This is a genomic window from Rhizobium leucaenae USDA 9039, from assembly GCF_000426285.1.
In the GTDB taxonomy this organism is placed as follows: Bacteria; Pseudomonadota; Alphaproteobacteria; order Rhizobiales; family Rhizobiaceae; genus Rhizobium; species Rhizobium leucaenae.
The window spans coordinates 259,942-286,688 of the sequence record NZ_AUFB01000007.1 but is presented as its reverse complement, the minus strand read 5'-3'; the positions used below and the strand labels follow the sequence as shown (position 1 = coordinate 286,688).

The following is a 26,747-nucleotide window of genomic DNA, read 5'->3' as shown; positions in this document are numbered from 1 at the left end:
CTGGGTATCATGCCATTGGCGCCAATGCTCTCTCCGGTTCAATTTTGCGATATATGTCGTAATCAGTCTCCTTAGACTGTTCATACTCGTTGGCGAACAGCTCGGCGGCATGACGGCCATCGGGCGTTTTGTCGTTCTCGATCACCGCGGCGATACGGCGGAACAATTCGGCTTCAAAGCTTGCTGCGTTGCTGACCGGGTGCGGCCGTGCCAATCGTGCGCCACCATCCAAGCGGATCGCCGAGACATAAAACTCGCCATCATAACCATCTCCCGCCGACGTCAATTCGGCGCGGCCATAGAGCAGCAGGCCGGTTTCCCAGCGATCGCAGAGGTTGATGGCGAGCTCGTCGAATGAATATTCGCAGGAGAAAATTTCGCCAGCCATCATGCGGCCATTCGTGCAGCGGACACACATGATTTGGCGGACAGGCGATGGATCTCTTCCGTCAGCATGGCCCGATCCCTGGCGATCGACATTCCAAATGGCCGGGCGTCGATGCGCAGCAATTCCAATCTTAAGTTCGCAATGAGGTCGGCGCGGCTCTGGTCTTCGGTTTTGGTCGCATCGGTTGCTTGCTGGCGCGACCATGTCCAAGCTGTCGAGAGGGCGCGGGCGAACCATCTACGCCGCGCTGCCGCCGTCGAAGGCCGGCGCAACTGTGTGTCGCGGCGATAGAGCGTCCATGCGGTCGTCATGACATCGGATTTCGCAGGCATCAATGGCATTTTCCCTTCTGCAGCCGGTGGCTGCAACATCTGCGTTCGTCCGATCGTGATCCGGTTTCGCTGACTTCACGCAATATCTCCGGACTTGCGCGGGCTCATTCCGTTTCGGGCCGATCGGCTCCGAAAGGCAAGCTGTCATATAGCACGATATGTGTCAACATTATTTGTGTCTTTCAATCGGAAATAAACACAAATAATGTTTAGCTGCATTCGCCTAGGATGGCCGTCGATTCCGGTTTGGACGGAAAGAGCGGTTCTGTTTTACTTTCTGGCAATGTGCCCGCAGATGCGCCCGATGATCGTCAGCCGTGCCAATTCCACAGTAAAGGTTTCCAGCGCGGGGTTGTCGGAGATGATTCTGACCTGGCTGGGTTGGGTGAAGGGGACGCGCTGAAGGCGTTTGATCTGTGGTTCGGAATAGCCATCACTGATGGCATAGACTGTATCGGTCGTCATCTGGTTCTGCGAGAGATCAACGACGACGCGGTCGCCCGGCATATACGTGGGTTGCATGGAATCGCCGATCACTTCCATGATGATGGTGTGGTTCGGCGATGCCTTTGCCTCGTTGCGCAAATAGCCCGATGGAATCAGCCATTCCGCGACGATCTTATGACCGGCCACATTGCCCGCGCCGACCGGCAGATTGATGACTTCGCCGACGATGCCGCTGCCGGCGCCGAGTTTGACGTCCACCTCCGGCGTCGCGCCTTCGATCTTCGGTTGCCAATGTTCCCGACTGTAGCTCAGGTCGTCGCCGCCTTCGGCAAATCCTTCATTGTACTGTTCGTCGGGATCGAAGGAGGTGACCACCATGCGTGGCCCCGGTCGCTCTACCTTCCTTGGCCCTTCTCCGGTCAGGAGATAGCCAGCCGTGGTGCCGAACTTCTTGGCATAACGGTCAGCGATCTCGGGGCCGAATTCGTTCTGGCCGTTTTCGTGCGCTCGGTATGTGGACAGGCCGATGCCGAGTGCCTCCGCCGCCTTTGTTGCCGAGGGATAATTTGCGGCTTCGCGCGCCGCCTTCAGTCGTTCGCCCATGGATTTTTGCATGATCCGACACTCGCAAAATAAATAACATAAATCATGTTGACATCGACATTAATAACAACATATTTTGTGTCCATCAAGATGCCGGCGGTGAAATTCGCTGCAGGCTAAAGTGCCGAGGCGAAGGGCGCCCGGCGGAACGATGATTTTGGGAGTGATCGTATGATCTCGACTAGAAAGGGCACAAAGGTGGATTTGAGCTCACGTTATTTCGACTTCTTCTGGGGCTGCCCCGGCTGCGGTCGGGCATTGTCGATCGGGGAGGTGATCGAGCGGCACTGTGAAACCTGCGACGAGAGCGTCGAGCCGGCGGAAATATCCGATTTCGATTCGATCGAGAGCGAGCCCGGTATGGAGAAGGCGGTATGAGCGAGGTGATTCAGGGTCTTCTTGCCTGCCTTGGCGCGGCGCTCTTCTTCCTCTGTGTTCTTGCTGCTCTGAAGCCGATCATTTCGTCCTCGATGCTTGCCGGTCAGGATGATGACGCCAGCGGCGCGCCGGAGGGGGATCTGGTCCATTTCCGCATGATCAATGACGAGTTTCAATCAGAGGCCGATCGCAGCGAGCTTCGAGGACTTTAGTCATTCGGGTTGCGCTCGAGATTGCGCGCCTGCTGACGGCCTGCGGCTGGGCATTTGAACGACTTTCAAAACTTAATTCGAAAACCTGGTCGAAGCGGCCAGAGGAGGTTTCCATGAATGAATTTCAAATCGGTACTGAAGCTGTCGCCGGCGGTTATCTCGGCTGGATACGCAAGGTCCACCGCGCCACGAATGAAGTCCTTAGGGATCATCGCGGCGAGCCCATCGTCTTCTCGACTGAGGATGCGGCCAAGGCGGCAGCCGGTGAGGCGATGGTTGCCTACCTCAACACGCCGATGCTGCGCGACGGGGCGAGGGTGGAGAGGATGTCAAAGGCGGAAGCCCTCTTCAAGCCGAGGCACCCTTTTGCCGACGCCGGTGCAGCGAGCGGGAAGGTGGCGTGACCAAGCGGTCGCCGTTGATTGCGTTCATTTTTCTTCCGAAAGAGGTCAATATGCCTACGACCAAAGGCAGGCTCGATATTCTTCTCGACGGGCTCGGCATCAAGCTCGTGCCAGTTCATCGCCGCCGCGCGCCGGCGCAAAGCCATGCTCGGGGCACCATGCAGGAAATTCGCGGACAGCACGGTGACGGACATTTGGTGTTCGTATTGCGCTGTATTCGCCAGACGGGCAACAACCGCGACGAACTGTGGTCGGATACGATCGGAGCCGTATCCGACATCCTGGTCCAGCGCCAGGATTGGGCGCTGGCCCGGCCCGGTGATCTGCTCGTCGCCTTCGACGATATCGCGCTTGGCGCTTTGCGCGCCGATGCCGTGGCGCGTCGGCCATGGCCGGTGCGTGCCACACTTCGGATTTTGATCTATCGGGAATTGGAGAAGCGACTTGATGCACCGCAGCGCCTTGCAGTTTGACGATCTTTCCGAACGCGCGGCCGAGATCGCCGATCTGAGCCTCGTCGTTCGTGCCCGCTTCGTCGAGGCTGCCGACACGATGATTCATCTCCATGTGCGGGGCGTGCGCCCGGATCGGGTGCGCACGCTTTGGCCTGATGTTCTTCCGGAATTGACAGACCACGCCGATACCCGCATCCGTTATCGTCCGAACGCGGCGGCTATCAGCCGCTCGGAAGAAGTGCTGCAGGATTGGTTGCTGACCTATGTCAGGGATCAGGAGCGCCGCATCCTGCTTTCCCGGTGGTCGGTCTGTCTTGCCGCGCCTCACATTGTCGGTTCTTTCCGAGATTTCTGCGTTAGGACCGGCCGGGTGAGGCGAACGGCGGAACGACGCATCCAGAGCGAATTTCAAAATGTCGCCAATGCACTGCTTGCAGTTTCGCCCTCGCTGCAGGAGCCCGATTGGTCACGCATATCGCCGATGATGCCGAATTCAGCAGGGAGTTTTGAGCGAGTGAAAACGCCGCCCGTAAAGCACGAGACGCATTGGCTGCCGGAAGATTCAAAGCCGGTCTTCGATGCGGCCAGCCCGGAGCTGGCAGCCTTGGCCAAACGCCTGGAACGAGAGAACCGGCGGCGTGCGAAGATGAAAGCTTAAGTTGGCTATCGGCCACGGTCCACGGCCAGGGTTTTCGTCGTCAGGACTGATCTTCATCGCCTCGGCATTGCCGGGGCGTTTTGCTTTCAAATGCAAAGACCCCGCTCGGTCTCGAGCTGGTTGCGGCGCCAAAATCCGGGACAGCATATTCCGCCAGCAACCGCAGCCGCGACTGCGGCAGATGGGCACGCCAGGGATCGCCGATCAGGACCTCGATGCCTCTTGTCAGGCAACGGTCAAGGAATGCGGTCATGCGCTGGGCAAGCGCTGCTTCATAGAAGAGATCGCCGACGCAGATAATGTCCGTGACGGGAGGCTCGCCCGTCGTCAGATCGGTGAGGATAGGTAGAACCGTCACGCCATTGATGGCGGCGTTCAGCCCTGTCGCTGCGATAGCATAGGGATCCACGTCGGCCGCGATCACCTCCGCTGCGCCCGCCTTTGCCGCTGCGATGCCGACAATACCGGAGCCCGCGCCGAGATCGAGCACGCGGCGGCCAGAGACGACTTCGGGCTGATCGAGAAGATATCGCGCCAGCACCAATCCTCCACCCCAATGATGCGCCCAGTAGGGTGAACCAAACTCCTGATCCTGCTCGGCAAGCCGCCACAAACCGCTTTGCGGTCCGGCCTTGTGCAGGCGAATCTCTTGAATTGAAGGGACCGGCGCGATGGGAAGATTGGCAGAGATGAAATTCTGCGCCGCGGCGATCTTCGCATGATTATGATCGGGCTGATATCGATCTTGCTTCTTAGTCATTCGCTTTGTCTGGCGTTGAAGCCTTTTGAAGGAAAAAGGGGAGCAATCTTGCTCTGATCGTCGGACGACAGAGTGCGATATTTTGATGTAATTTCAAGTGATTATCCGTGGCATCGTCAAAGATTTCCCAATCCTTGCAGCCGCCTCATCGATCAAGGGTGTCGCCAACTGCGACGAATTAGGGTATTGATTTTGGCATGATGAGAACAGTTGCAGCGACGCACTGTTGACCGCAAGCGGCTCCGTTGTCAGCTGCTTTCTTTCTTTCAACGTTCCATCGGAATTCCAAAGCATGTCCACTGCCGACAAGCCTGTCGTGCCGCGCAAGCCGCGTGCGCGCCGGCGAAAAACCGCGTCCGCCGGCGATACGCCGCTCGACTATATGCTGAAAGTCATGCGCGATGACGAGGCGGATCAGAAACGGCGGGATGAAATGGCGAAGATCGCCGCATCCTATGTTCATCAGAAACCAAGTGAACGCCAGAGTGGCGGCGCCAAGGGCGGCCAGAGTTTCACGATCGACTTAACCAACGCCACGGATGAGCAGCTTGCGACACTCGAATCCCTCTTCGGTCCACTTGCCGGATCCGGCGGCGATGATGGCCGCGATACGCGAGGAGAAGACGAGACGGAAAGCTGAGGCGGAGCGGGCGGAACTCGCCCGGCAGATTGCCGAGAATGCCGAGGGTATTCGGGCGCGCTGTCAGTCGCTTGCCGGTTTCGTTCGCGAGGCCTGGCATGTCGTCGAGCCTTCCGTCGAATATGTCTATGGTTGGCATATCGACGCTATCAGCCGGCATCTCGAGGCGGTGACGTCAGGCGAGATCACGCGGCTGCTGATCAACGTGCCGCCCGGCACGATGAAGTCGCTGCTCTGCGGAGTCTTCTGGCCCGCCTGGGAATGGGGGCCGAAGAACATGCCAGAGATGCGCTATCTCGGCTCCTCCTACTCGGAACACTATGCCAAACGCGACAACAGGCGCATGCGCGATCTCGTCGCCTCGGAATGGTATCAGACGCTTTGGGGCGACCGGGTGAAGCTGACGCGAACGGGCGAAATGGCCTTTGCGAATACGCGTACCGGCTTTCGCCAGGGCGTGCCGTTTTCAAGGCTGACAGGTGGGCGCGGCGACCGGGTGATCATCGACGATCCGCATTCGGTCGATGGCGCCGAATCCGAAGCGGAGCGTCTATCGACCATCCGTACCTTCCGCGAATCTGTGCCGACGCGGCTGAACGATCCGCAGCGCTCGGCGATTGTCGTGATTATGCAGCGGCTGCACGAGGCGGATGTCTCCGGCACGATCGTGGCGCTTGGGCTCGGTTATGAGCATCTGATGCTGCCGATGGAATTCGAGCCGGAGCGCCGATGCCGAACGTCGATCGGTTTTGAAGACCCGCGAAGGGAAGAGGGCGAGTTGCTCTTTCCCGAACGCTTTCCGCGCGCGGTGGTGGAGCGGGACAAGGTGCCGCTCGGCTCCTACGCCGTCGCCGGCCAATTTCAGCAGCGGCCGTCGCCACGCTCGGGCGGCTTGTTCCAGCGTGGCGATTTTGAAATCGTCGATGCCGTACCGGCAGGCGCAAAGCGCTGCCGCGCCTGGGATTTTGCGGCCTCCAAGGAACGCCCGGGCCGCCAGCCGGACTGGACAGTCGGCCTGCGCATGGCGCAAGCCAATGGCATCTTCTATGTGGAGACTGTCGCCCGTGGCCGCTGGTCGCCGGCGGAGGTCGAACGCAATCTGAAGAACCTGGCGACGCAGGATGGACCGACGGTGATGATCCGCATGCCGCAAGACCCTGGCGCCGCCGGCAAGGCCGATGCGGAGACGAAGATCAAGCTGCTTGCCGGTTTTCCTATCAAGGTCATGTCTATTACCGGTGATAAGGCGACGCGCGCCAAACCGGCTTCCGCGCAGGCCGAGGCTGGAAACGTCAAATTGTTGCGCGGCGATTGGAACGAGGCGTTTCTCGATGAGATCTGCGCCTTTCCGAATGCGCAGTTCGACGATCAGGTGGATGCCTTTGCCGATGCGCTGAACGAGCTGGCATTGGGTTCCTCCTTCAGCTTCAAGAATTTCTAGACCCCTCTGAACAAGGGTCTCTCCTTCACATAAATGCTAAAGGATACTCCATGGGACACGTACTCTCGATGGTTCGCGATGGGCTGATGAGCCTTGCGTCTCGGATGGGGACGGAGCGCGACAAGGCCGCATCGGCCTTCTATACCCAGCCGATCCTCACCGACGAACAAATCATTGCCGCCTATCGTGGTTCGTGGCTGCCGCGCAAGATCGTCGATATCCCGGCGCTGGACAGTTGCCGCAAATGGCGCAACTGGCAGGCCGAGAGCGACCAGATCGGGGCAATCGAGGCCGAGGAGCGCCGCCTAAACCTGCGTGGCAAAGTGTTGGAGGCATCCAAAAAGGGGCGGCTCTTCGGCGGCGCGGCCTTGTTCATCGGCACCGGCGATACCGATCCCTCGCTGCCGCTCGAGGTCGAGCGTGTCGGAAAAGGCGGGTTGAAGCATCTGACCGTATTGACGCGTCGTCAACTTGCCGCGGGAGAGATCGATCGCGATCCGACGTCGGAATGGTATGGCAGGCCGAAATGCTACACGCTGACGGGGGCGAACGGATCGCAGGTTGCCATTCATCCGTCGCGATTGGTGATCTTCAACGGCGCGATGGCGCCGGACGAAGATTTTGGCGGCACGTTGGGGCAGCGCGGTCACGGCTGGGGCGAGAGCGTGCTCACGGCGACCTTCGATGCCATCAAGAATGCTGACAGCACGGCAGCCAATATCGCCAGTCTCATCTTCGAGGCGAAGATCGACATTATCAAGGTACCGCAATTCTCGGCCAATATCGGCAATCAGGCCTATGAGGATGCTGTACTGCGCCGCTATACGCTGGCCAACACTATCAAGGGCGTCAACGGGACGCTGATCCTCGACAGTGAGGAAGAGTACGATAGCAAGAGCGCGCCGCTGGCGGGGCTGACGGACATCCTCATGGCCTTCATGCAGATCGTCTCCGGTGCCGCCGATATTCCGGTCACTCGCCTGCTCGGCCAATCCCCTGCCGGTCTCAACGCTACCGGAGATGGCGACATGAAGAAAACTGGTTCTCACTGTTACCGGGACCGGTCGAGGTCCATCGTGTGCTTGATGCGCTTGATGGAAAGCTTGGTCTCAACGGCGATTTCGGCAATTGGAGCGGCGCGGGCAAATATGGCGATCTGGCCAACATCATGGGCCGTGCCGAACTCTGTCATGCCAAGGCGCATTATTCGGAAGCCGGCCTCGATGCCGAGGATTATATTCGCTGCGTCGAACTTTCCATTGCCGCCGGCTATAAAGGCCCTTTCACGTTGATCTACGACTCTACGTTTTATGAGGACGAATGGTCGGGCATATTGGAGGAGCGGGATTATATCTTGGGCGTATTGGGAAAGGCCAACGCGGCGGCGTGATCGCACCGTGATCGTGGCGGAGAGCCCTCTTCGGTGCAGGCGTGCTTTTCGTAGACCGAAATCCCGCGCTGCCGCTAAGTGCAGCGAGGCCGCCTTCGACGATGAAGCGCTGATGGCTGTTTGAACCGGCGCTACGATTTCAATGAAATTCGTAGTTGTGAAGGGCGCCGAGCAGTTGATCCTGAGTGTGATAGCCAGCGTCATAGAGGCTGATTGCGACGTTCGCCGCAAACAAGCCTTCCTGGCTTTGCAGTTTGATGCTGCGTTCAGCACACCAGGCATAGAGGGCGCCGGCGAGGATATCGACATCATCTGGATATAGGGGCGAGTTGACCATCATAGACATTCGCTGCACCGTGGTTGGAAGTTCGAACTTGAGCGGAGGCGGAGCAAAGAGTGCTTTGATTCCAAAAGTTTGCAACCGGCTTTTATCGCCGGCGTTAACGGCAGCCTGATATGATACAGGGATAGTTCCGTATCGGCACAGGTGCTTGCTCGAAGGGGATTATTGCGGCGTCTGATCCGGTGCGTGTGGGGCCGGATTTTCGATCTGATCCTTGCCGCTGTGTGGCACAGCGAATAAGAGGGCGCCCAGCGCAAGAGCGAGCGCCACCATGATCAAAAGGATCAGTCTTGGCCGCGAAGGCATCATTGATGAACCGGGTGCGATGCCTCCACCGCCGCTTCAATCAATTCCTCTGCATAAGATAGGGCGGAGGCGGTATCTTCGCCATCAAGTTTCAATTCCCGGCATTTGCGATGCATGGCCCTCCGGATCTCAGAAAGCAAGGTCGCATCGACATCGACATGGCCTTCGAAGAAGACATGCGTCAGGGCAGATTGGGCTACGACTTCGAGGACTGCGACACGCCCTTCGATTTCACCAAGCGAAGGAATGGCATTTTTCTCCACATGGTGTTTGCAGTCACGATGAGTGGTGAGCATTTCAGTGGTCTCCTCTGCTGAGGCAGATAACCAATGACAGGCAAAAAAGTTCACGCAAATCTTACGAAAATCTGGACCGGTGGCAACCGGCTTTTCGCAGTGGTGTCATGGTGGGTAAAACGCTCAGACATCGGTCATTTCAATGGGCAGAGATTTGCATCGGACAAGACATCAGCGCAACGGGGTGAGCGGCGAAAATCGTCGTAATAGAGCGTCCATTCCGTCGTATCGGCAGCACGATAGGGGCCGAACTTGAAATACTGGTTTTTGCCTAGACCTTTGTCGGCATGACCGATGTGTCCCTTGACGGTGACAATCCATTTATCATTGGCGAAGATCTCGATATGGCCTGTGCCGTCAGGGCCAGGCTTGCTGTAGATGGCAAAGTCGATCCAGCCGGAATCTGGCGTCGGCAACTTGTTGCCACGGTTGGTGATGGTAATGGCGCCGGTGCAGCCGGTAAATTCCTTGCCATCCTCCTTGCCCCAATTGCGGTCGGTAGCGACAAGGGCTCGCATCTGGTTGGTGTCCGAGCGGAACCAGACCGGTGTCTGACTGTCGTCACATTTTTTTGTCGCGTCACTCACCTCTGTCGTCGGCGGCGCGACATAGTTGGTTTCGACCGTGGCGAAGAGTTTGCCGTTGTTCAGTCGTAGCGCCAGGAAAGGGCTGAAATCACCCTTTGCCTTCGGCCCGATTTCGCGTTTCCACTGCGCAATCAGATAGCGGTGATCGCCGGCGGGAATGGGGCTGGCGAATTTGACCGAGAAGCCGTACCAGACGCCTTGATCATAAGGGACGCGATACTTGGTGCGTTCCCAAATTTCCGCTCGTTCACTGCAGTTCGCCTTGTCCGGTTGACAGAGCGGTTTGACGCTGAGCTTCAGCGCGCCAGTACCGGTGCGCTTTACTTCCGATTGAAATTCAACCTTGCCAGCTTTCTGTTCGGAATTGTCGCGATAATAGAGACGGCCGGAGGGGGCGAAGTCGGTACCGTCGAAACCGTCGTGCAGAACCAATTGAGCTGGATCCTCGGCCATAGCGGGAGTCAAGACGCAGGTGCAAGTGCAGGCCAGGATGGCGGGCAGTGCATATCTTGCGTTCATGAAAGTAGGCTCCTTCGGCGGATGATTTTGGAACACTATCAATGACCTGTTCGTCTTCGCTGGGCAAGAGGAGGCAGCATTGGTAAGTGATCACCGGCAGACGCCGAAACGGGGATCAATTCACATCGTTACATGAATTGACAATTCCACTTTAACCCCCTGTTAGACGCTTTCCGGTTCAATTTGATACAAATTGGGCTTTGCCTGCGGAAATCCGCGCCCCGGACATGAACGTTCGCCGCCGCAGCTTGAATCAACGTTTTCAATGTCGGTCATGAATGAGGCCGGCCATGAAGCGCCTTTTTGGGGTCGGCCATGACAGACCTGGAGCCAAGGGTCAAGACGGCAAGTGCCGTCGAGCCACGACGAAAGATTGTCATTTTGACATCTCATGTTTTTGTGCGCGGTTATCGCAAGGCGTCGATCCATTTCGTTGCGTCCCAGTGGGCAGAGCAGGGGCACGACGTCCATTTCGTCACCATAGGCCATAGCTGGCTGACATTGCTCAAAGATCGTCCACGGTTTCGAGCGCTGTCGCGGTGTCAAGCGAACCGATTCGAGACAATTGCGGCAAATCTTCAAGCAGGCGCCTACCTGCCGCCGCTGCATGCCTTCAGTTCCGGCAATCGTGTACTCAACGCCGCAAACGAGTTGCTTTTCCAGCTCTACGGCAACTATTTGCCGGGCTTCGCGCGGCGCGTCCTTGCCGCAGCCGACTTGGTGTTGATCGAAAGCGGCTCGGCACTCGCCTTCTTCAAATATGTCAAGAAGCTCAATCCGAAGGCGCTGACCCTCTATTTCTGCCGTGACCTGCTACGAAGCGTCGGTGCTGCCCCTGTATTGCAGCGGATCCAGGCCGCTGCGATCCATCAGTTCGATACTGTTTGCGTGCCATCGGAACGGCTCGGGGCATTGCTGCCGCCGGGTGGGCGCGTACGGGTCATTCAACAGGGCATCGACGCGGTTCTGTTCGACCGCAAACAACCTTCGCCCTATCCATCCGGCAGTCAGAACGCCATCTCGATCGGCAATATGCTGTTCGACGAGGCCGCTGTCGCTGCAATGGCAGCCGCGGCACCGGATGTAGATTTCCATATTTTCGGCGCTGACTGGCGCGATCCGCCGCAATCGAATGTCAAAATCTACGGGGAACGTGATTTTGAAAGCATCGTGCCGTATCTCCAGCATGCGGATTTCGGCATCGCGCCCTACCGCCTGACGGCGGACGAGATTTATCTGGCGGAGTCGAGCCTCAAGCTTGCGCAATATAGCTATTGCGCCCTGCCGATCCTCCTGCCTGATTTGATCCCTTTTACCCGCTCCAATGCCATCGCTTACCGCATGGACGGCGAAACCGCTTGGCGTGAGAAGATCGATGCGGCGCTGTCGATGCGGCGTTCACCATCTTTTCGCAAGGGAATTCTGACGTGGGATGATGTCGCTCTGCAAACGCTGAATGCAGCCTTTGAGGTTAAGCTTGCGCCTTAACCTGGTGCGAGGAAAGCGAGTAGGCCGTTGATCAGCGGACGGGATGGTCCCGGAAGCTTGCCGCCGATCGTGTCCATCAACAGCCGGCTGTCGCCCGATTCCACCAGATGCAAGAGCCGGACTGCAAGCATATAGGCAATGGCGCCGGCGGGAATGGCGCTCGCGATCGCAGCCAGGCCGTCGAGACAGTAGACGGCGAGACCCGCCGCAGCCGCACAAAAAGCTGCCGCAAATATCGTCTTTGCCACTGCGACGAGCGGCACGACGGTGTGGACGTTCTTCCAGGCGGTTCGAGCCAGCAGCAGAAAGGTCAGCGTCGCAATTGTTGCGCGAGCGAGTGCGGCGCCTTCCAAGCCGGCCAGTGGCACCATGGCAGCGAGCAGCAACATCGTCAGCAGACCGCTGGTGATCTGCACGCGTAGTAGCAGATCGCTGCGACCTGAGGCGCTGATCATGCCCCAAGGGATGACCGAGAGACCGGCGAGCCAAACAAACGCAAGCAGCGTGGCTGCAGCCGGGATGGCGGGCTCAAAAGCGTCGCCGAAAATCAGCGGCATCAAATCGGGCATGATCGCCGCGCCACCGAAGCTGATCGGCAGCATGACGAGCGCGACCATGCGGATGACCCGCCCATAGGCAGCCTGCAGTGCCCGTTGATCGCCCTTCGCGTGGGCGTCGGCGAAGCTGACGATCAGGGCCGGCGAGATCTGCAGCATGACTTGCTCGATCAACCCCGCAAGGCCGAGGCCGGCGGCAAAATAGCCGATGCCGGTGGACGAGAAGAAAAAGCCGAGGAAGAGAAATTCGACGCGCGACAGCACGAGGATTTCGATGAGATCACTCAGCCATATGTAGCGGCCATATCGCTGCATTTCCGGCGTCAATGCGTTGCTGGAGGCTGGAACGCTCCGATCGATATAGCCGCGCAATTGCAATGCCTGGGGTAGATAACGGGCGACGTATCCGATCAGCGCCCCGGTCGGGCCGAGGAGCCAAGCCCCGGCGAGAACCAATGGAACCTGCAGCAGGCCGGCAAGCGCTGTGCTGCGGGCAGTCTGTCCAAAGCGATGGCGGCCGCGGGCGACGGCAGTCGAAAGGACGTAGAACGCGTAGCTCAAGAACAGCAGGGCCGTCACGATCCAGAACCAGGCATGTCGCGCATCGCGATACACATAGGTGATGGCTGCGAAGACAAGGATGGCGGCGCCGACCATTGCAACGGATATCAAGAAGCTGCGAAGCGCTGCCCGCACCAATGCCTTCCAGGCATCACCTTCGCCTGAAAGACCACCGGCATTGCGCAGCAATGTCTGCGGCAGGCCCATATCCGCAAGCGCCGTGGCTGACGTCGCGACCCACAGCGCATAGGCGACCTTGCCTGAGCCTGCGGGACCAAGCAGGCGCGCGGCGATGATGCTGCTGGCGAAACCGGCGGCAAGCGAGATCACCGTAGCCGCCAAGCTGATCAGCGAGCTCTTGAGAAGGTTGGATCCAGAGGTACTCATGACTATCAATCATGAGGGTAGTCTCATAACCTTGTGTTAAAGGCGGACTGATACTTCTCACTAGCGTGAAAGTTGAAATTCGAGACGACCACATGACGGACAAAATCGCCGATCGAGACGGATTTCTCATTCCTGGATATTTGCAAAAGGGATTGAGCGAACGCGTGCACAACCTGCTCTGGCGGCTGATGTCGCCATTGCCGGATCGGCCTTATTGCGCGCTCAAATACTTCGTCATCCGTGGCAAGTTTCCGAACCTGAAATCGCCGCAGACTTTCACGGATAAAATTCAGGCCCGCAAGCTTTATGACCGCAACCCCTTGTTTTCGCGCTTCGTCGACAAGGCTGACGCCAAGGCGCTGATAGCGGAGCGTGTCGGCGACCAATATGTCATCCCGACACAATGGGTCGGCACCGATCTGGCGGCGGTTGATTGGTGCCGCATTACTCTGCCGGCCGTCGTCAAACCAACGCATGCAAGCGGGGTCGGCCGGCTTCTCTACGAGCAAAGCGATGTCGGCCGTTTGCTAAAGGATAACCCTTCGGCCGAGTGGCTGGCGATCGATCATGTCATCTATAATAGGGAATGGGCCTACAGCCAACTCGAGCGCCGCATTCTCATCGAGACCATGTTGCTCGCTGACGGGCGCGTTCCCTGGGATTACCGGCTTTTCACCTTCAACGGCAAAGTCTCGCATATCGAGATCGACATTCGTGAAGGTCAGCAAGGCTATTCTTGTAACTACACACCGGACTGGCAGAAATTGCCGTTCTACGATCCGGACTATCTCAGCCTCTATCCCGGCGAAGTGGCTCGCCCGCCGCGGCTCGACGAGATGATTCATATTGCCGAGACGATCGCTCGCGATATCGATTTCGTCCGCGTCGATCTCTATGCCGCGGCCGATTGGGTCTATGTCGGGGAGCTGACCTTCTATCCGGGCGGTGGATTCGAAGCGTTCGAGCCTGAGGAATACGATCTTATGCTCGGCCAAAAATGGCGGCTCGGCTTCGACATACCGAAGAGATAAGTGGACAAATCATCTCGTTCGCGTTTGATAAGCCGGCCAATTTCGGAGGAAGGATTTTCATGACGATCGAACACGACCTCAGCCGCATCGCGCTACAGGAGGAGACGCTGCGCTTCGATGCTTTCGATCTTTCGACCGCCTGGGTGCTTGGCAAGTTGCTGCACGATCTTGCCAGCGAACGCAATTTGGGTGTCGCGATCGATATCACGCTGCATTCTATGCCGGTCTTCTACATCGCGCTACCCGGTTCCACGCCGGATAATTCCAACTGGATCCGCCGTAAGCGTAATATGGTATTGCGCTATTTTCGCAGCAGTTATGCGAGCACCCTGCGGCTGGAACAGCAAGGCAAAAGTATTGAGGACAACGGGCTTTCGAGCGCCGACTATGCTGCATCCGGCGGCAGTTTTCCGATCTTCGTCCACGGCACGGGTTGCATCGGCGCGGTCACCGTGTCGGGACTTCCGCAGCGTGAAGACCACAATCTTGTCGTCGAGGCTCTGGCGCTGACGCTTGGCCACGAACTGCACAATCTCAGCCTGTCATAAGAGAGGATCGCGGCGTCCGGCTTAGCGGACGCCGCCTTTCATCTCAGATTTTGCCGCCAGCCTCGGCGATGACTTTGGTCAGGCTGCCCGTTGCAGGGAAGAGAGGGATGAGGCAGGCCTGTAGGGCGTGATAAATATCGCCCTTGCCCGGGAAAATCGTATGGGCGGGAGCCAAGTCTTCCGTTAGCTCCTCATGCCAGCCGCCGTTTTTGTGGTCGATGAAGTGGCGGCCGATGGTGCCCCAGATCTTGCGATAGCTCTCCTCGTGGAAATCGCTCGGCACGTGTTCGTTGAGATAGTGCGCCGCACCGGCGCCCTCGCATGCCGGCCACCAGAGCTTGTTGCGTTTGGCCGGCACATCAGCCCAATCGAGCGTATAGAAGAAGCCGCCTTTGTCGCTGTCCCAACCTAGTGACATCGATTGGGAGAACAGACCCCTGGCGGCGTCCGGCATCCAGTCGTGCTGCTCGCCGCCGAGAGACCAGAGCTGCAGGATAAGGCGCGCCCATTCCAGCCAGTGGCCGGGCGTCGTGCCCGAGGGGCGGAACATCTCGTTGCCGCGATAGTCCTTGTCCAGCGACCAGTCGGTAGCAAAATGCTCGGCAACGCGCCAACCAACGGATCCTGCCGAGCGGCGGATGACGAGATCGGCGATGCTCTCGGCTTTATCGAGGTACGTTTTGTCGCCAGTCGCCTCGAAGGCCGCCATCAGCGCTTCGGTCAAATGCATATTGGAATTCTGGCCGCGATAGCTGCCGCCGTCGATCGGCGACCAATCCTGGTTGAACTCTTCCGCGATGGCGCCGTGTTTTTCTTCCCAGAATTTCGTGTTCAGAATTTCGGTAACATCGGCAAGCATACCGTCGGCGAGCGGATGGCCGATGGTCTTTGCAGACGAGGCCGCGAGTAGCACGAAGGCGTGGCCATAGCCTTGCTTGCTGGCATCGACGGGGCCGTCATTGTTGAGCGACCAGACATAGCCGCCATGGGTGGCATCGCGGTGATGTTTCCAGAGATAGTCCATGCCGTGATCGACGATATCCTCGGAGCCGGGACGGCCGAGCAGCGAGGCGATCGAGAAGCAATGAACCATGCGTGCGGTCGAATGAATTCCCCGCACGGGATTGACTGCATCGAGCGGCCCGCCTGCGTCGTCCATATCGTAGAATCCCCCCTTGGGATTGATGCCGCGATACTGGAAGAAATCGAAAAGCCCATCAGCCTGATCAAGCAACCAGCGGCGGTGATATGCCCGCGAGCTCCAGTTGCCGAGTGCTGCCGCTTCACGCTGTATGCTCATGCTATCCTCCCAAGACTCTTTGCCATAAGCCCTATAGCGCCGCCTTAAAGTGCTGTCATGGCTTTAATCGACCTGTAGCGTCCGCGCCCGAACGAAGCGGAGTCCCCTCGATAATTTTTGGGAGACAAACCAGAGCGGCATTATCCTTGCATCCCGTCTCGCGAAGATATAGATATGTTGACATAAAGATATCTTTATGTGATCTGAATGCGAAGTCGCAATCAGGCCAATGGAGTTCGCTTATGTTTGACAATCTTTTTGGCTCAAAAACAGCGAAACGCGATGATCGCGAAGTGTTCGCGGCCCTGAAGCAGGCAGCGAGCGAGCGAATCCTTGTGCTTGACGGCGCTATGGGCACGCAGATCCAAGGGCTGGGCTTCGATGAGGATCATTTCCGCGGCGATCGCTTCATTGGCTGCGCCTGTCATCAGAAGGGCAATAACGACCTTCTCATTCTCACCCAGCCCGGCGCGATCGAGGAAATTCATTACCGCTACGCCAAAGCCGGGGCGGATATTCTGGAGACCAATACCTTCTCTTCGACCCGCATTGCCCAGGCCGATTATCAGATGGAGGGCGCGGTCTACGATCTCAACAAGGAGGGTGCGGCCGTTGCCCGCCGGGCGGCAATCCGTGCTGAACGCGAGGACGGAAGGCGCCGTTTTGTAGCTGGCGCAATCGGCCCGACCAACCGTACCGCTTCAATTTCCCCCGATGTCAATAGTCCCGGCTATCGCGCAGTGAGCTTTGATGATTTGCGTCTGGCCTATGGCGAGCAGATCGACGGCCTGATCGACGGCGGCGCCGATATCATCCTGATCGAAACCATCTTCGATACGGTGAACGCCAAGGCGGCGATTTTCGCCTGCGAGGAGCGATTCGAAGCAAAAGGCGTCCGCCTGCCGGTGATGATCTCGGGAACGATCACCGATCTTTCCGGCCGGACGCTCTCCGGCCAGACGCCGTCGGCCTTCTGGAACTCGGTGCGGCATGCCAATCCCTTCACCATCGGTCTCAATTGTGCCCTCGGCGCCAATGCCATGCGGCCGCATCTGCAGGAGCTTTCGGCTGTTGCCGATACCTTCGTTTGCGCTTATCCCAATGCCGGCCTTCCGAACGAGTTCGGCCAATATGACGAAACGCCTAATATGATGGCAGCGCAGATCGAGGAATTCGCGCGCGAAGGTCTCGTCAACATCGTCGGCGGCTGCTGCGGCTCGACGCCGGAACATATTGCCGCGATCGCGCAAGCGGTTTCGAAATACCCGCCGCGCCCGCTTGCGGCGCACCGCCCGTTCATGTCGCTCTCCGGCCTGGAGCCCTTCGAGCTGACCAAAGACATTCCGTTCGTCAATGTCGGCGAACGCACCAATGTCACCGGCTCGGCGAAATTCCGCAAGTTGATCACCAATGCCGACTACACGGCAGCGTTAGCAGTTGCGCGCGACCAGGTCGAGAACGGCGCGCAGGTCATCGATATCAACATGGACGAAGGCCTCATCGATTCCGAAAAGGCGATGGTCGAGTTCCTCAACCTGATCGCCGCCGAGCCGGATATCGCGCGCGTGCCCGTCATGATTGACAGTTCGAAATTCTCGATCATCGAAGCCGGCCTGAAATGCGTTCAGGGCAAACCGATCGTCAACTCGATCTCGCTGAAAGAGGGCGAAGAGAATTTTCTCAAGCAAGCCCGATTGCTGCGCAATTACGGTGCCGCGGTCGTCGTCATGGCGTTCGACGAGCAGGGGCAGGCCGATAGTTATCAGCGCAAGGTCGACATCTGCGCGCGCGCCTATAAGCTCCTGACGGACGAAGCGGGACTGCCGCCAGAAGACATTATCTTTGATCCGAATATCTTCGCGGTCGCGACCGGCATCGAGGAGCACAACAACTACGGCGTCGATTTCATCGAGGCGACGCGGACGATCCGCCAGACGATGCCGCTGGTTCATATCTCGGGCGGCGTGTCGAACCTCTCCTTCTCCTTCCGCGGTAATGAACCGGTGCGCGAGGCGATGCATGCCGTGTTCCTCTATCACGCCATCCAGGCGGGCATGGATATGGGCATCGTCAATGCCGGCCAGCTTGCGGTCTACGACAACATCGATCCCGAGTTGCGGGAAGCCTGCGAAGATGTGGTGCTCAACCGTCGTCCCGATGGCACAGAGCGGTTACTCGATATAGCCGAGCGTTTTCGTGGCGCCGGCGGTCGCGAAGCCAAAGCGCAGGATCTCGCCTGGCGCGAATGGCCGGTCGAAAAACGGCTGGAACACGCGCTGGTCAACGGCATTACCGACTATATCGAAGCGGACACCGAGGAGGCGCGGCAAAAGGCCGAGCGGCCGCTGCATGTCATCGAAGGCCCGTTGATGGCCGGCATGAATGTCGTCGGCGATCTCTTCGGCTCGGGCAAGATGTTCCTGCCGCAGGTCGTGAAGTCGGCGCGCGTCATGAAGCAGGCCGTTGCCGTGCTGCTCCCCTTTATGGAGGCGGAAAAGCTTGCCAATGGCGGTGGCGGTGAACGTCAGGCCTCGGGCAAGGTGCTGATGGCGACCGTCAAAGGCGATGTCCATGATATCGGCAAGAACATTGTCGGCGTCGTGCTTGCCTGCAACAATTACGAAATCATCGATCTCGGGGTCATGGTGCCGGCGATGAAGATCCTGGAAACGGCAATCGCGGAGAAGGTTGATATTATCGGCCTCTCCGGCCTGATCACTCCGTCGCTGGACGAGATGGTGCATGTCGCTTCGGAAATGGAGCGGCAAGGGTTCGATATTCCATTGCTGATCGGCGGCGCGACCACCAGCCGCGTGCATACGGCTGTAAAGATCCATCCGAGCTACGAGAAGGGTCAAACGGTTTATGTCACCGACGCCAGCCGTGCCGTCGGTGTCGTCTCGGCGCTGTTGTCGCCGGAGGCCAAGCAGGGCTATGTCGATACCGTTCGCTCCGAATATGCAAAAGTCGCCGCCGCGCATGCCCGCAGCGAGGCGGAGAAAGTGCGCCTGCCGATCGCAAGGGCGCGCGAGAATTCCGAGAAGCTCGATTGGGCGAATTACAAGCCGGTGAGGCCGCAGTTTTTCGGAACAAAGGTGTTCGAAAATTACGACCTGGCGGAGCTTGCCACCTATATCGACTGGACGCCGTTCTTCCAGACCTGGGAGTTGAAGGGCCGTTTCCCGGCAATCCTCCAAGACGAAAAACAGGGCGAGGCGGCGCGGCAGCTCTATGCCGATGCGCGGGCCATGCTGGAAAAGATCATTGCGGAAAAATGGTTCCATCCGCGTGCCGTCATCGGCTTCTGGCCGGCGGGCACGGTCGGCGATGATATCAGATTGTTCACCGATGAGAGACGCGCCGACGAGCTCGCGACGTTTTGTACGCTGCGCCAGCAATTGTCGAAGCGGGATAGCCGCCGAAACGTGGCCCTGTCGGATTTCGTTGCGCCGGTTTCGAGCGGCGCCGGTGATTACGTCGGCGGCTTCGTCGTCACTGCGGGCATCGAGGAAGTTGCCATTGCCGAACGTTTTGAGCGTGCGAATGACGACTACTCGTCCATTCTGGTAAAGGCACTCGCCGACCGCTTCGCCGAGGCTTTTGCCGAGCGGATGCATGAGCGGGTGCGGCGTGAGTTTTGGGGCTATGCTAGGGATGAAGACCTTAGTGGCGACGAGCTGCTGACTGAATCCTATGCCGGCATCCGCCCGGCGCCGGGCTATCCTGCCCAGCCCGACCACACCGAAAAGGAGACTCTGTTCCGTCTGCTCGATGCGGAAGCGGCGACCGGCGTGAAGCTGACTGAAAGCTATGCGATGTGGCCCGGTTCTTCCGTCTCCGGTCTCTATATCGGCCATCCCGACTCCTATTATTTCGGCGTCGCCAAGGTCGAACGAGATCAGGTGGAAGACTATGCGGCCCGCAAAGGCATGCCGGTTTCCGAAGTGGAGCGCTGGCTCGGGCCGGTGCTCAATTATATGCCGGAAAAGCGCGATGCCGCCGTGGACGACGCGGCATGACGATCTGATTTGAGGCGGAGACGCGATGCGAGGCAGCAGTTCACGCTGCTGCTAAGGCAAACTTTTGAATGATTGCTACGTCGACCCGATCGTCAGCTCCGCAACAAAGTCATAAGCGTCCCCTCGGTAGAGCGAACGGGTAAATTCCACGGCGCGCCCGGAGCCGAGGTAGGAGATGCGTTCGATCGACAGGCCCGCAGCCCCGACGGGGACGCCGAGCAGACCGGCGTCGGCCTCTTTCATGTTGGTTGCGGAAATGCGCTGGACGGCACGAACCGGGCGGACCTGGCGCTTTTCGAGTTCGGCATAGAGCGAAGCGGTCACTGTCGATGGGTCAGGCAGGAACTCGCCGGAGACGCTGGCATGTTCGATGGCGAGCGGCTGGTCATCGGCAATGCGCAGACGGCTGAGGCGGGAGACCTTGGTGCCGGCGGCAAGGCCGAGAATCATCATTTCATCGGGCGAGGGGGTGTGCACGCCTTTGTGCAGCCATTCGGAGCGAGCCGTCATGCCGCGCCGCGCCATGTCTTCGGTAAAGGACGTTAACTGTGAGAGACGCTGTTCGACTTTCGAAACAGGCTTGGCGACGAAAGTGCCGGAGCCATGGCGACGGACAAGGATGCCCTCGGCCACAAGATCGTCGATCGCCTTGCGTACCGTCACGCGGCTGACGGCTGCATATTCGGCGATATCGCGTTCCGGCGGCAAGGCGTCGCCGTGTTTCAGCGTTCCAACCTTGACCGCGTCTTCGAGCGCACGGCGCAGCTTGACATAGAGCGGACCGGTGCCGCCGGCAAGCAGCCGTTCCGGCGAGAAGATATGGCTCAAATCCTCGGTCATCGCGTGCTCCCCAAGTCTTTTTGGAGGAGCTTGGCCGCCAGTTCGACCGCGCCGCGCAATACGTCGCCTTTCGGCTCCGTGAGAAGCGTCTTATGCCGCGGATTGAGCCAGGGATGATATGCCTTCGAGAGGCCGCCGAGCAGGCAGATCGATGGGCACTCGGGCCAGAGCAGCGTATCGAGGCTTTCAGCGATGGCGTTCACCGCCGTCTTGACGATGCCGACGGCGACCACATCCCCTTTGTCGGCATATTCGAAGACCATCGGCGCATAGCGCGCGAAATCCTTCGGTTTGGAAACATGCGCGAATTCGACGACCCGTTCGGGATCGCCTTCGAATTCAGCCATGATCTTTTCGGTGATCGGCGAGGGTGGGTGCACCTTGTCATGCGCCAGCAGCAAGCGTTCCAGCAGATCGCGGCCGAGACGCGCACCGCTGGCCTGGTCGCCGACGACAAAGCCCCATCCACCGACACCCCAGATCATGCCGTTGCGGCGGGCGTTGTAGACCGAACCCGTTCCGAATGCGCCAATAATCCCGTCGGCATCGCCAAGCGCGCCCTGCAGCGCAATCATCGCGTCCGTGACGACATGAACGTTTGCGAAGGGCAGGGCTTTTTCGACGTGCTTGCCATAGTCACCAACATTGGCACCGGCCGTGCCGACAACCGCGGGCAGTGTGTGAGCCAACTCCGAATCAAGACCGGCATCGCTAAGGGCCTGCCGCGCCGATGCGACGATGTTGACCAAAGAGTTTTCGAGATCGGAAAGGATATTGGCGGCCCCCGCCTTGCCGCTGCCGAGAACTTTGCCCATCCTGTCCGTCACAGCAGCACGGCAGCTTGTCCCCCCGCCGTCAATACCGATCGCAAACTCCGCCATCACACCCTCCGGATACCGCTCGTTCCCCGTTTTTTCTACAATACCAAAAAAATACCATTTACCAATAGGCAAGGGCCGGCTTTTTTCTGTGGTGTATCTTGCTGAAAAATAACGGGAAAATTTTTTATCGCGTTTTCTGGCGCGCAAAAGTTAAATTTCGGCTGGACAATTGGTATTTTTTTGGCCTTAATTCTCTCAAGGGAACAGTTCGAACAGGCATCGGCAAAACCGGCAGGATAACAATAGCCGGGGGCCTAGCAGAAGGTGGCGGACCTCTGCCGTTGTCAGGAGCCGCGTGGATCAAAAGAATCTACGCGACGGCGTTCGTCGCGAATTTCCCCTGTGTTGAGTTATGTGTCCTTGGCCGAACGTCCGGGGGTCACGATTGGTCGGGCCGATCAGGCATAGTGCCTTGCGTGCCCTTTGCATTTGGGGCCGGCAATGTTGGCGGTCCTTGTGGAGCGTTGGCTGTTTTCTCATATGGCCGGCGGATTTCAGATCGAGAACAGTGCCTTATTCCGGGCGCTTAAACAGGAGAGGGAAATGAAAAACAATGTTCTGAAAGGCTTGCTCCTCGCATCCAGCCTGCTGACCTCGGTCGGCTTCGCGCATGCGGCGGACGTGACGCTGACGGTTGAAAGCTGGCGCAACGACGACCTGCAGATTTGGCAGGAGAAGATTATCCCGGCTTTTGAAGCCAAGAACCCTGGCATCAAGATCGTTTTCTCGCCGACGGCTCCGACCGAGTACAACGCATCGCTGAACGCCAAGCTTGAGGCCGGTTCTGCCGGTGACATCATCACCTGCCGTCCGTTCGACGCTTCGCTGGACCTCTTCAATAAGAAGCAGTTGACCGACCTGACGACGCTGCCGGGCATGGACAACTTCTCGGCCGTCGCCAAGGCTGCCTGGACTACGGACAACGGCAAGTCGACCTTCTGCGTGCCAATGGCTTCGGTCATCCACGGCTTCATCTACAACAAGGACGCCTTCGACAAGCTCGGCCTCAAGGTTCCGGCGACTCGTGACGAATTCTTCGCGCTGCTCGACAAGCTCAAGGCTGACGGGACCTATATCCCGATGGCCATGGGCACAAAGGATCTCTGGGAAGCTGCGACCATGGGCTACCAGAACATCGGCCCGAACTACTGGAAGGGCGAAGACGGCCGCTTGGCTCTGATCTCCGGCAAGGAGAAGCTCACGGATGCTCCCTGGGTCGATCCTTTCAAGGAACTGGCAAAGTGGAAGCCTTATCTCGGCGATGGCTTCGAAGCCCAGAGCTATTCTGACAGCCAGAACCTCTTCACGCTCGGCAAGGCTGCCATCTACCCCGCGGGTTCGTGGGAAATCGCGCTGTTCAACACGCAGGCTCAGTTCAAGATGGGCGCCTTCCCGCCGCCGGTCGCAAAGGCTGGCGACACGGCTTACATCTCCGACCATCCGGATATCGGTGTCGGCCTGAACGCCAAGAGCAAGCATCCGGACGAAGCCAAGAAGTTCCTGAGCTGGGTTGCTTCCGATGAGTTCGCCAACATCTACGCCAATGCGTTGCCGGGCTTCTTCAGCCTGAATTCGCATCCTGTAAAGATGACCGATCCGCTCGCTCAGGAATTCGTTTCCTGGCGCGACAATCACAAGTCGACGGTTCGTTCGACTTACCAGATCCTGTCGCGCGGCACGCCGAACCTGGAAAACGAAACCTGGACGGAATCCGCCAACGTGATCAACGGCACGGATACGCCGGAAGCCGCTGCCAAGAAGCTGCAGGACGGCCTCGACAAGTGGTACAAGCCGGCCAAGTAATCCGGCTTTGACCCAAATCGGGTGAGGGGCCTCATGGCTCCTCACCTCATTCCACAGCCGATGGATGCGATTGGAAGAAGGACGGAGGCCGTCGGTCGCCACTTTCCCGCTTTTGGGAGCTAAGTGTGTGAGGCGCCATCGTTATTTCCTGCGCCGATGAGCCGCGAGCGGCTGTTGTTGCGACACCAAGTCGCCCGCGCCCGATATCGTTTCTCCACTTTGGCTGAAGAGCCGGAACAGCGGGCGAATTTGAACATTTGCGCTGCCGCCCTAATGAGCAGCCAATACAAACAGGCAGAAAGCCATGAACGAAGCCGATATATCAGCCGCTTTCGATGCGGCCCCGATCAAGCGCCAGATGCGTTGGCATATCTTCGTTTTTCTTCTTCCGGCCTTCATCGTCTACACGGCGGTTATGATCCTGCCTCTGATCGAGACATTGCGGCTGTCGCTGTATAACGTCGTCGATAACCAGTCGACGTTCGTGGGCCTCAACAATTTCAAAGTGTTGTTCGGCGATGATCGCTGGTCGCATGATTTCTGGAATGCGCTGCGCAACAATTTGATCTTTTTTGCCATCCACATGTGCGTGCAGAACCCGATCGGTGTCGCGCTCGCCGCATTGCTGTCGCTGCCGAAGCTGCGCTTCGTCGCCTTCTATCGCACTGCCATGTTTCTGCCGACGCTGCTTTCCTTCGTTATCGTCGGTTTCATCTGGAAACTCATATTGTCGCCGCTCTGGGGGGTGGCGCCCGATTTGATGGGCCTTGTCGGCCTCAAGTCGTTCTTCGCCCCTTGGCTCGGCAAGCCGGGCACGGCTCTCATCACGGTCGCGCTGATCTCTGTCTGGCAATATGTCGGCATCCCGATGATGCTGATCTATGCCGCGCTGCTGAACATTCCTGAAGAAGTCATCGAAGCGGCCGAGTGCGATGGCATTACCGGCTGGAGCCAGTTCTGGAAGATCAAGCTGCCGCTGGTGCTGCCGGCGATCGGCATCATCTCGATCCTGACCTTCGTCGGCAATTTCAACGCATTCGACCTCGTCTACACCGTGCAGGGCGCTTTGGCGGGACCGGACGGTTCCACCGATATCCTCGGCACGCTGCTCTACCGCGTCTTCTTCGGCTTCCAGCTACAGCTCGGCGACCGCTCGATGGGCGCGACGATCGCGACGGTGATGTTCCTGATCATTCTCGCCGGCGTCTCCTTTTATCTTTTCATCATCCAGCGGCGCATCCGCCGCTACCAGTTCTGAGGCGAGGCGACCATGTCCAAGGCACGCACTTCCCTTGTCCGCTCCAGCCTCGTGCATCTGGCGTTGATCGCCTACACGTTGCTTGCCGTTTTCCCGGTGTTCCTAACGATCATCAATTCCTTCAAGGATCGCGCCTCGATCTTCCGTGCGCCCTTGAGTGTCCCGACGCCCTCCAGCTTCAGCCTGATCGGTTATCAGACTGTTCTTAAGCAGGGCGATTTTTTGACCTATTTCGAGAACAGCTTTATCGTGACGATCGTCTCGATCGTTCTGACCCTGCTGTTCGGCGCCATGGCCGCCTTCGCGTTGTCGGAATACCGCTTCCGCGGCAATACGGTCATGGGGCTTTATCTTGCGATCGGCATCATGATCCCGATCCGCCTCGGCACGGTGGCGATCCTGCAGGGCATGGTCGCCGCCGGCTTGGTCAATACGCTGACCTCGCTGATCCTCGTCTACACCGCGCAGGGTCTGCCGCTCGCTATCTTCATCCTGTCTGAATTCATGCGGACCGTCTCCGATGATCTGAAGAATGCGGGCCGCATCGATGGGCTCAGCGAATATGCGATTTTCTTCCGCCTCGTGCTGCCGCTCATCCGTCCAGCCATGGCGACGGTTGCGGTCTTCACCATGATCCCGATCTGGAACGACCTGTGGTTCCCGCTGATCCTGGCGCCCAGCGAGGCGACCAAGACGGTGACGCTCGGATCGCAGATTTTCATCGGCCAATTCGTCACCAACTGGAATGCGGTCCTGGCGGCGCTGACGCTCGCCATCCTGCCGATCCTCATCCTGTACGTCATCTTCTCCCGCCAACTCATTCGCGGCATTACTTCCGGAGCAGTCAAGTGAGCTCATCCCATAAGCCGATCCGCGTCTTGGTTGCCGGCCTTGGCAACATGGGCCGCAGCCATGCACTTGCCTATCACAACAATCCCGGTTTCGAGATTGTTGGCCTCGTCAATCGCTCGAAGCCGAAGCTGGCCGACGAGCTAGAGGGTTATACGATCCATCCTGATTTTGAGACGGCGCTGAAAGACTTGAAGCCCGATCTCTGCTCGATCAACACCTATTCCGACAGCCACGCGGACTATGCCGTCATGGCTTTCGAGGCGGGCTGCGACGTCTTCGTCGAAAAGCCGCTGGCGATGACCGTCGAGGATGCCGAGCGGGTCGTGGCCGCGGCCAAGAAAGCCGGCCGCAAGCTGGTGATCGGCTATATCCTGCGCCACCATCCGTCCTGGATGCGGCTGATTGCCGAAGCGCGCAAGCTCGGCGGTCCTTATGTCTTCCGCATGAACCTGAATCAGCAGTCGAGCGGACCGACCTGGGAGACGCATAAGGCGCTGATGCGCACGACGCCTCCGATCGTCGATTGCGGCGTGCATTATGTCGACGTCATGTGCCAGATCACCGACGCCAAGCCCGTCGAAGTGCGCGGCATGGGCCTGCGCCTGTCGAACGAGATCGCGCCGGATATGTACAATTACGGCCATCTGCAGGTGATCTATGAAGATGGTTCGGTCGGCTGGTACGAGGCCGCCTGGGGGCCGATGATTTCCGAAACCGCCTTCTTCGTGAAGGATGTGATGTCGCCGAACGGCGCGGTATCGATTGTCATGGATCCCAATGCCAAGTCCGATGACATCGATACGCACACCAAAACCTCTGTCATCCGGCTGCACACCGCCGAGACCGGCCCGAACGGCAAGTTCATCCATCCGGATCAGGATCTGCGCATGGACGGCGAGCCGGGTCATCAGGAGCTGTGCGATCGCGAACAGGCTTTCATGCTGAAGGCCATCCGTGAGGATATCGACCTCAGCCGCCATATGGCCGACGCCGTTCAATCGCTGCGCATCTGCCTCGCCGCAGACGAGAGCGTGCGCACTGGCAAGCCCGTTTATTTGTAAGG

General features: G+C 58.6%; 26 protein-coding genes and 2 pseudogenes. 17 read left to right on the top strand and 11 right to left on the bottom strand.

The window, feature by feature from the left end; all coding sequences use genetic code 11:
* Nucleotides 1-7: 7 nt before the first annotated feature.
* The 3 genes from K290_RS0113735 to K290_RS0113725 form a co-directional block, all read right to left on the bottom strand.
* On the bottom strand, nucleotides 8-391 hold the full coding sequence (locus tag K290_RS0113735) for a hypothetical protein (protein ID WP_028752467.1): 384 nt from the start codon (nucleotides 389-391) through the stop codon (nucleotides 8-10).
* Nucleotides 388-720, bottom strand: a complete 333-nt coding sequence (locus K290_RS34215; protein ID WP_037135365.1) for a hypothetical protein — start codon at nucleotides 718-720, stop codon at nucleotides 388-390. Before K290_RS34215 ends, K290_RS0113735 begins: the two co-directional genes overlap by 4 nt.
* Nucleotides 721-990: 270 nt before the next feature.
* The gene (locus tag K290_RS0113725; protein ID WP_028752466.1) at nucleotides 991-1,782 is read right to left on the bottom strand and encodes a S24 family peptidase; all 792 of its coding nucleotides are present in this window, start codon (nucleotides 1,780-1,782) and stop codon (nucleotides 991-993) included.
* 159 nt (nucleotides 1,783-1,941) lie between these two features.
* On the opposite strand from K290_RS0113725, the gene K290_RS34210 reads away from it, so the two are divergent.
* The 5 genes from K290_RS34210 to K290_RS0113700 all read left to right on the top strand — a co-directional run bounded on the left by K290_RS34210 (nucleotide 1,942) and on the right by K290_RS0113700 (nucleotide 3,877).
* Nucleotides 1,942-2,148, top strand: a complete 207-nt coding sequence (locus K290_RS34210) for a hypothetical protein (protein WP_037135363.1) — start codon at nucleotides 1,942-1,944, stop codon at nucleotides 2,146-2,148.
* A complete protein-coding gene (locus K290_RS34205; RefSeq protein ID WP_037135361.1) occupies nucleotides 2,145-2,360 on the top strand; it encodes a hypothetical protein in 216 nt (71 codons plus the stop codon). Before K290_RS34210 ends, K290_RS34205 begins: the two co-directional genes overlap by 4 nt.
* 113 nt (nucleotides 2,361-2,473) lie before the next feature.
* The gene (locus K290_RS0113710) at nucleotides 2,474-2,764 is read left to right on the top strand and encodes a hypothetical protein (RefSeq protein ID WP_028752465.1); all 291 of its coding nucleotides are present in this window, start codon (nucleotides 2,474-2,476) and stop codon (nucleotides 2,762-2,764) included.
* A 50-nt stretch (nucleotides 2,765-2,814) separates the two neighbouring features.
* The gene (locus tag K290_RS0113705) at nucleotides 2,815-3,237 is read left to right on the top strand and encodes a hypothetical protein (RefSeq protein ID WP_037135404.1); all 423 of its coding nucleotides are present in this window, start codon (nucleotides 2,815-2,817) and stop codon (nucleotides 3,235-3,237) included.
* Nucleotides 3,212-3,877 carry a DUF6362 family protein gene (locus K290_RS0113700; RefSeq protein WP_028752463.1) on the top strand — a complete coding sequence of 222 codons (666 nt, stop codon included), beginning with the start codon at nucleotides 3,212-3,214 and terminating at the stop codon, nucleotides 3,875-3,877. Before K290_RS0113705 ends, K290_RS0113700 begins: the two co-directional genes overlap by 26 nt.
* Nucleotides 3,878-3,917: 40 nt before the next feature.
* Here K290_RS0113700 and K290_RS0113695 read toward each other — a convergent pair whose 3' ends face one another.
* The gene (locus K290_RS0113695) at nucleotides 3,918-4,637 is read right to left on the bottom strand and encodes a class I SAM-dependent methyltransferase (protein ID WP_051264048.1); all 720 of its coding nucleotides are present in this window, start codon (nucleotides 4,635-4,637) and stop codon (nucleotides 3,918-3,920) included.
* 292 nt (nucleotides 4,638-4,929) lie between these two features.
* On the opposite strand from K290_RS0113695, the gene K290_RS34200 reads away from it, so the two are divergent.
* From K290_RS34200 to K290_RS38940, 4 genes and pseudogenes are all read left to right on the top strand, one after another.
* Complete coding sequence (locus K290_RS34200) at nucleotides 4,930-5,277, top strand: hypothetical protein (protein WP_037135402.1); 348 nt, start codon at nucleotides 4,930-4,932, stop codon at nucleotides 5,275-5,277.
* The gene (gene terL, locus K290_RS0113685; RefSeq protein ID WP_172831014.1) at nucleotides 5,234-6,718 is read left to right on the top strand and encodes a phage terminase large subunit; all 1,485 of its coding nucleotides are present in this window, start codon (nucleotides 5,234-5,236) and stop codon (nucleotides 6,716-6,718) included. The genes K290_RS34200 and terL overlap by 44 nt, the downstream gene beginning before the upstream one ends.
* A 50-nt stretch (nucleotides 6,719-6,768) precedes the next feature.
* Nucleotides 6,769-7,767, top strand: a pseudogene (locus K290_RS34195) (DUF1073 domain-containing protein); the annotation flags it as partial.
* A pseudogene (locus tag K290_RS38940) lies at nucleotides 7,752-8,108 on the top strand (sugar phosphate isomerase/epimerase); the annotation flags it as partial. The pseudogenes K290_RS34195 and K290_RS38940, both read left to right, overlap by 16 nt.
* A gap of 139 nt (nucleotides 8,109-8,247) precedes the next feature.
* Here K290_RS38940 and K290_RS0113675 read toward each other — a convergent pair.
* The 3 genes from K290_RS0113675 to K290_RS0113660 form a co-directional block, all read right to left on the bottom strand.
* A complete protein-coding gene (locus K290_RS0113675; protein WP_028752460.1) occupies nucleotides 8,248-8,454 on the bottom strand; it encodes a hypothetical protein in 207 nt (68 codons plus the stop codon).
* Between the two features lie 302 nt (nucleotides 8,455-8,756).
* Entirely contained in the window at nucleotides 8,757-9,053 is a 297-nt protein-coding gene (locus K290_RS0113665) for a hypothetical protein (protein ID WP_028752459.1), read from the bottom strand.
* Between the two features lie 134 nt (nucleotides 9,054-9,187).
* The gene (locus K290_RS0113660) at nucleotides 9,188-10,159 is read right to left on the bottom strand and encodes a polysaccharide lyase family 20 protein (RefSeq protein ID WP_037135359.1); all 972 of its coding nucleotides are present in this window, start codon (nucleotides 10,157-10,159) and stop codon (nucleotides 9,188-9,190) included.
* 315 nt (nucleotides 10,160-10,474) lie between these two features.
* Between K290_RS0113660 and K290_RS0113655 the strand changes: the two genes are divergently transcribed.
* Entirely contained in the window at nucleotides 10,475-11,647 is a 1,173-nt protein-coding gene (locus K290_RS0113655) for a GumK N-terminal domain-containing glycosyltransferase (protein WP_028752457.1), read from the top strand.
* Here the strand turns inward: K290_RS0113655 and K290_RS0113650 are convergent.
* Entirely contained in the window at nucleotides 11,644-13,152 is a 1,509-nt protein-coding gene (locus K290_RS0113650) for a lipopolysaccharide biosynthesis protein (RefSeq protein ID WP_028752456.1), read from the bottom strand. The two genes, K290_RS0113655 and K290_RS0113650, sit on opposite strands and share 4 nt — an antisense overlap.
* Before the next feature lie 92 nt (nucleotides 13,153-13,244).
* On the opposite strand from K290_RS0113650, the gene K290_RS0113645 reads away from it, so the two are divergent.
* Together K290_RS0113645 and K290_RS0113640 are read left to right on the top strand one after the other, a co-directional pair.
* Nucleotides 13,245-14,183, top strand: a complete 939-nt coding sequence (locus K290_RS0113645; RefSeq protein ID WP_028752455.1) for an ATP-grasp fold amidoligase family protein — start codon at nucleotides 13,245-13,247, stop codon at nucleotides 14,181-14,183.
* A gap of 59 nt (nucleotides 14,184-14,242) precedes the next feature.
* A complete protein-coding gene (locus K290_RS0113640; RefSeq protein ID WP_028752454.1) occupies nucleotides 14,243-14,731 on the top strand; it encodes a heme-degrading domain-containing protein in 489 nt (162 codons plus the stop codon).
* Between the two features lie 43 nt (nucleotides 14,732-14,774).
* On the opposite strand, the gene K290_RS0113635 is transcribed toward K290_RS0113640, so the two are convergent.
* Nucleotides 14,775-16,031, bottom strand: coding sequence for an AGE family epimerase/isomerase (locus K290_RS0113635; RefSeq protein ID WP_028752453.1), 1,257 nt, complete (start codon nucleotides 16,029-16,031; stop codon nucleotides 14,775-14,777).
* A 242-nt stretch (nucleotides 16,032-16,273) separates the two neighbouring features.
* On the opposite strand from K290_RS0113635, the gene metH reads away from it, so the two are divergent.
* Nucleotides 16,274-20,050 carry a methionine synthase gene (metH, locus tag K290_RS0113630; RefSeq protein ID WP_028752452.1) on the top strand — a complete coding sequence of 1,259 codons (3,777 nt, stop codon included), beginning with the start codon at nucleotides 16,274-16,276 and terminating at the stop codon, nucleotides 20,048-20,050.
* Nucleotides 20,051-20,125: 75 nt separating this feature from the next.
* Here metH and K290_RS0113625 read toward each other — a convergent pair whose 3' ends face one another.
* Together K290_RS0113625 and K290_RS0113620 are read right to left on the bottom strand one after the other, a co-directional pair.
* On the bottom strand, nucleotides 20,126-20,890 hold the full coding sequence (locus K290_RS0113625) for a GntR family transcriptional regulator (RefSeq protein ID WP_028752451.1): 765 nt from the start codon (nucleotides 20,888-20,890) through the stop codon (nucleotides 20,126-20,128).
* A complete protein-coding gene (locus K290_RS0113620; protein WP_028752450.1) occupies nucleotides 20,887-21,771 on the bottom strand; it encodes a glucosamine kinase nucleotide-binding domain-containing protein in 885 nt (294 codons plus the stop codon). Before K290_RS0113620 ends, K290_RS0113625 begins: the two co-directional genes overlap by 4 nt.
* Before the next feature lie 543 nt (nucleotides 21,772-22,314).
* Between K290_RS0113620 and K290_RS0113615 the strand changes: the two genes are divergently transcribed.
* From K290_RS0113615 to K290_RS0113600, 4 genes are all read left to right on the top strand, one after another.
* Complete coding sequence (locus tag K290_RS0113615) at nucleotides 22,315-23,574, top strand: ABC transporter substrate-binding protein (protein WP_028752449.1); 1,260 nt, start codon at nucleotides 22,315-22,317, stop codon at nucleotides 23,572-23,574.
* 304 nt (nucleotides 23,575-23,878) lie between these two features.
* Nucleotides 23,879-24,832, top strand: coding sequence for a carbohydrate ABC transporter permease (locus tag K290_RS0113610; protein WP_028752448.1), 954 nt, complete (start codon nucleotides 23,879-23,881; stop codon nucleotides 24,830-24,832).
* Between the two features lie 12 nt (nucleotides 24,833-24,844).
* On the top strand, nucleotides 24,845-25,684 hold the full coding sequence (locus K290_RS0113605) for a carbohydrate ABC transporter permease (protein ID WP_028752447.1): 840 nt from the start codon (nucleotides 24,845-24,847) through the stop codon (nucleotides 25,682-25,684).
* Complete coding sequence (locus K290_RS0113600) at nucleotides 25,681-26,745, top strand: Gfo/Idh/MocA family protein (RefSeq protein ID WP_028752446.1); 1,065 nt, start codon at nucleotides 25,681-25,683, stop codon at nucleotides 26,743-26,745. Before K290_RS0113605 ends, K290_RS0113600 begins: the two co-directional genes overlap by 4 nt.
* Nucleotides 26,746-26,747: the final 2 nt, after the last annotated feature.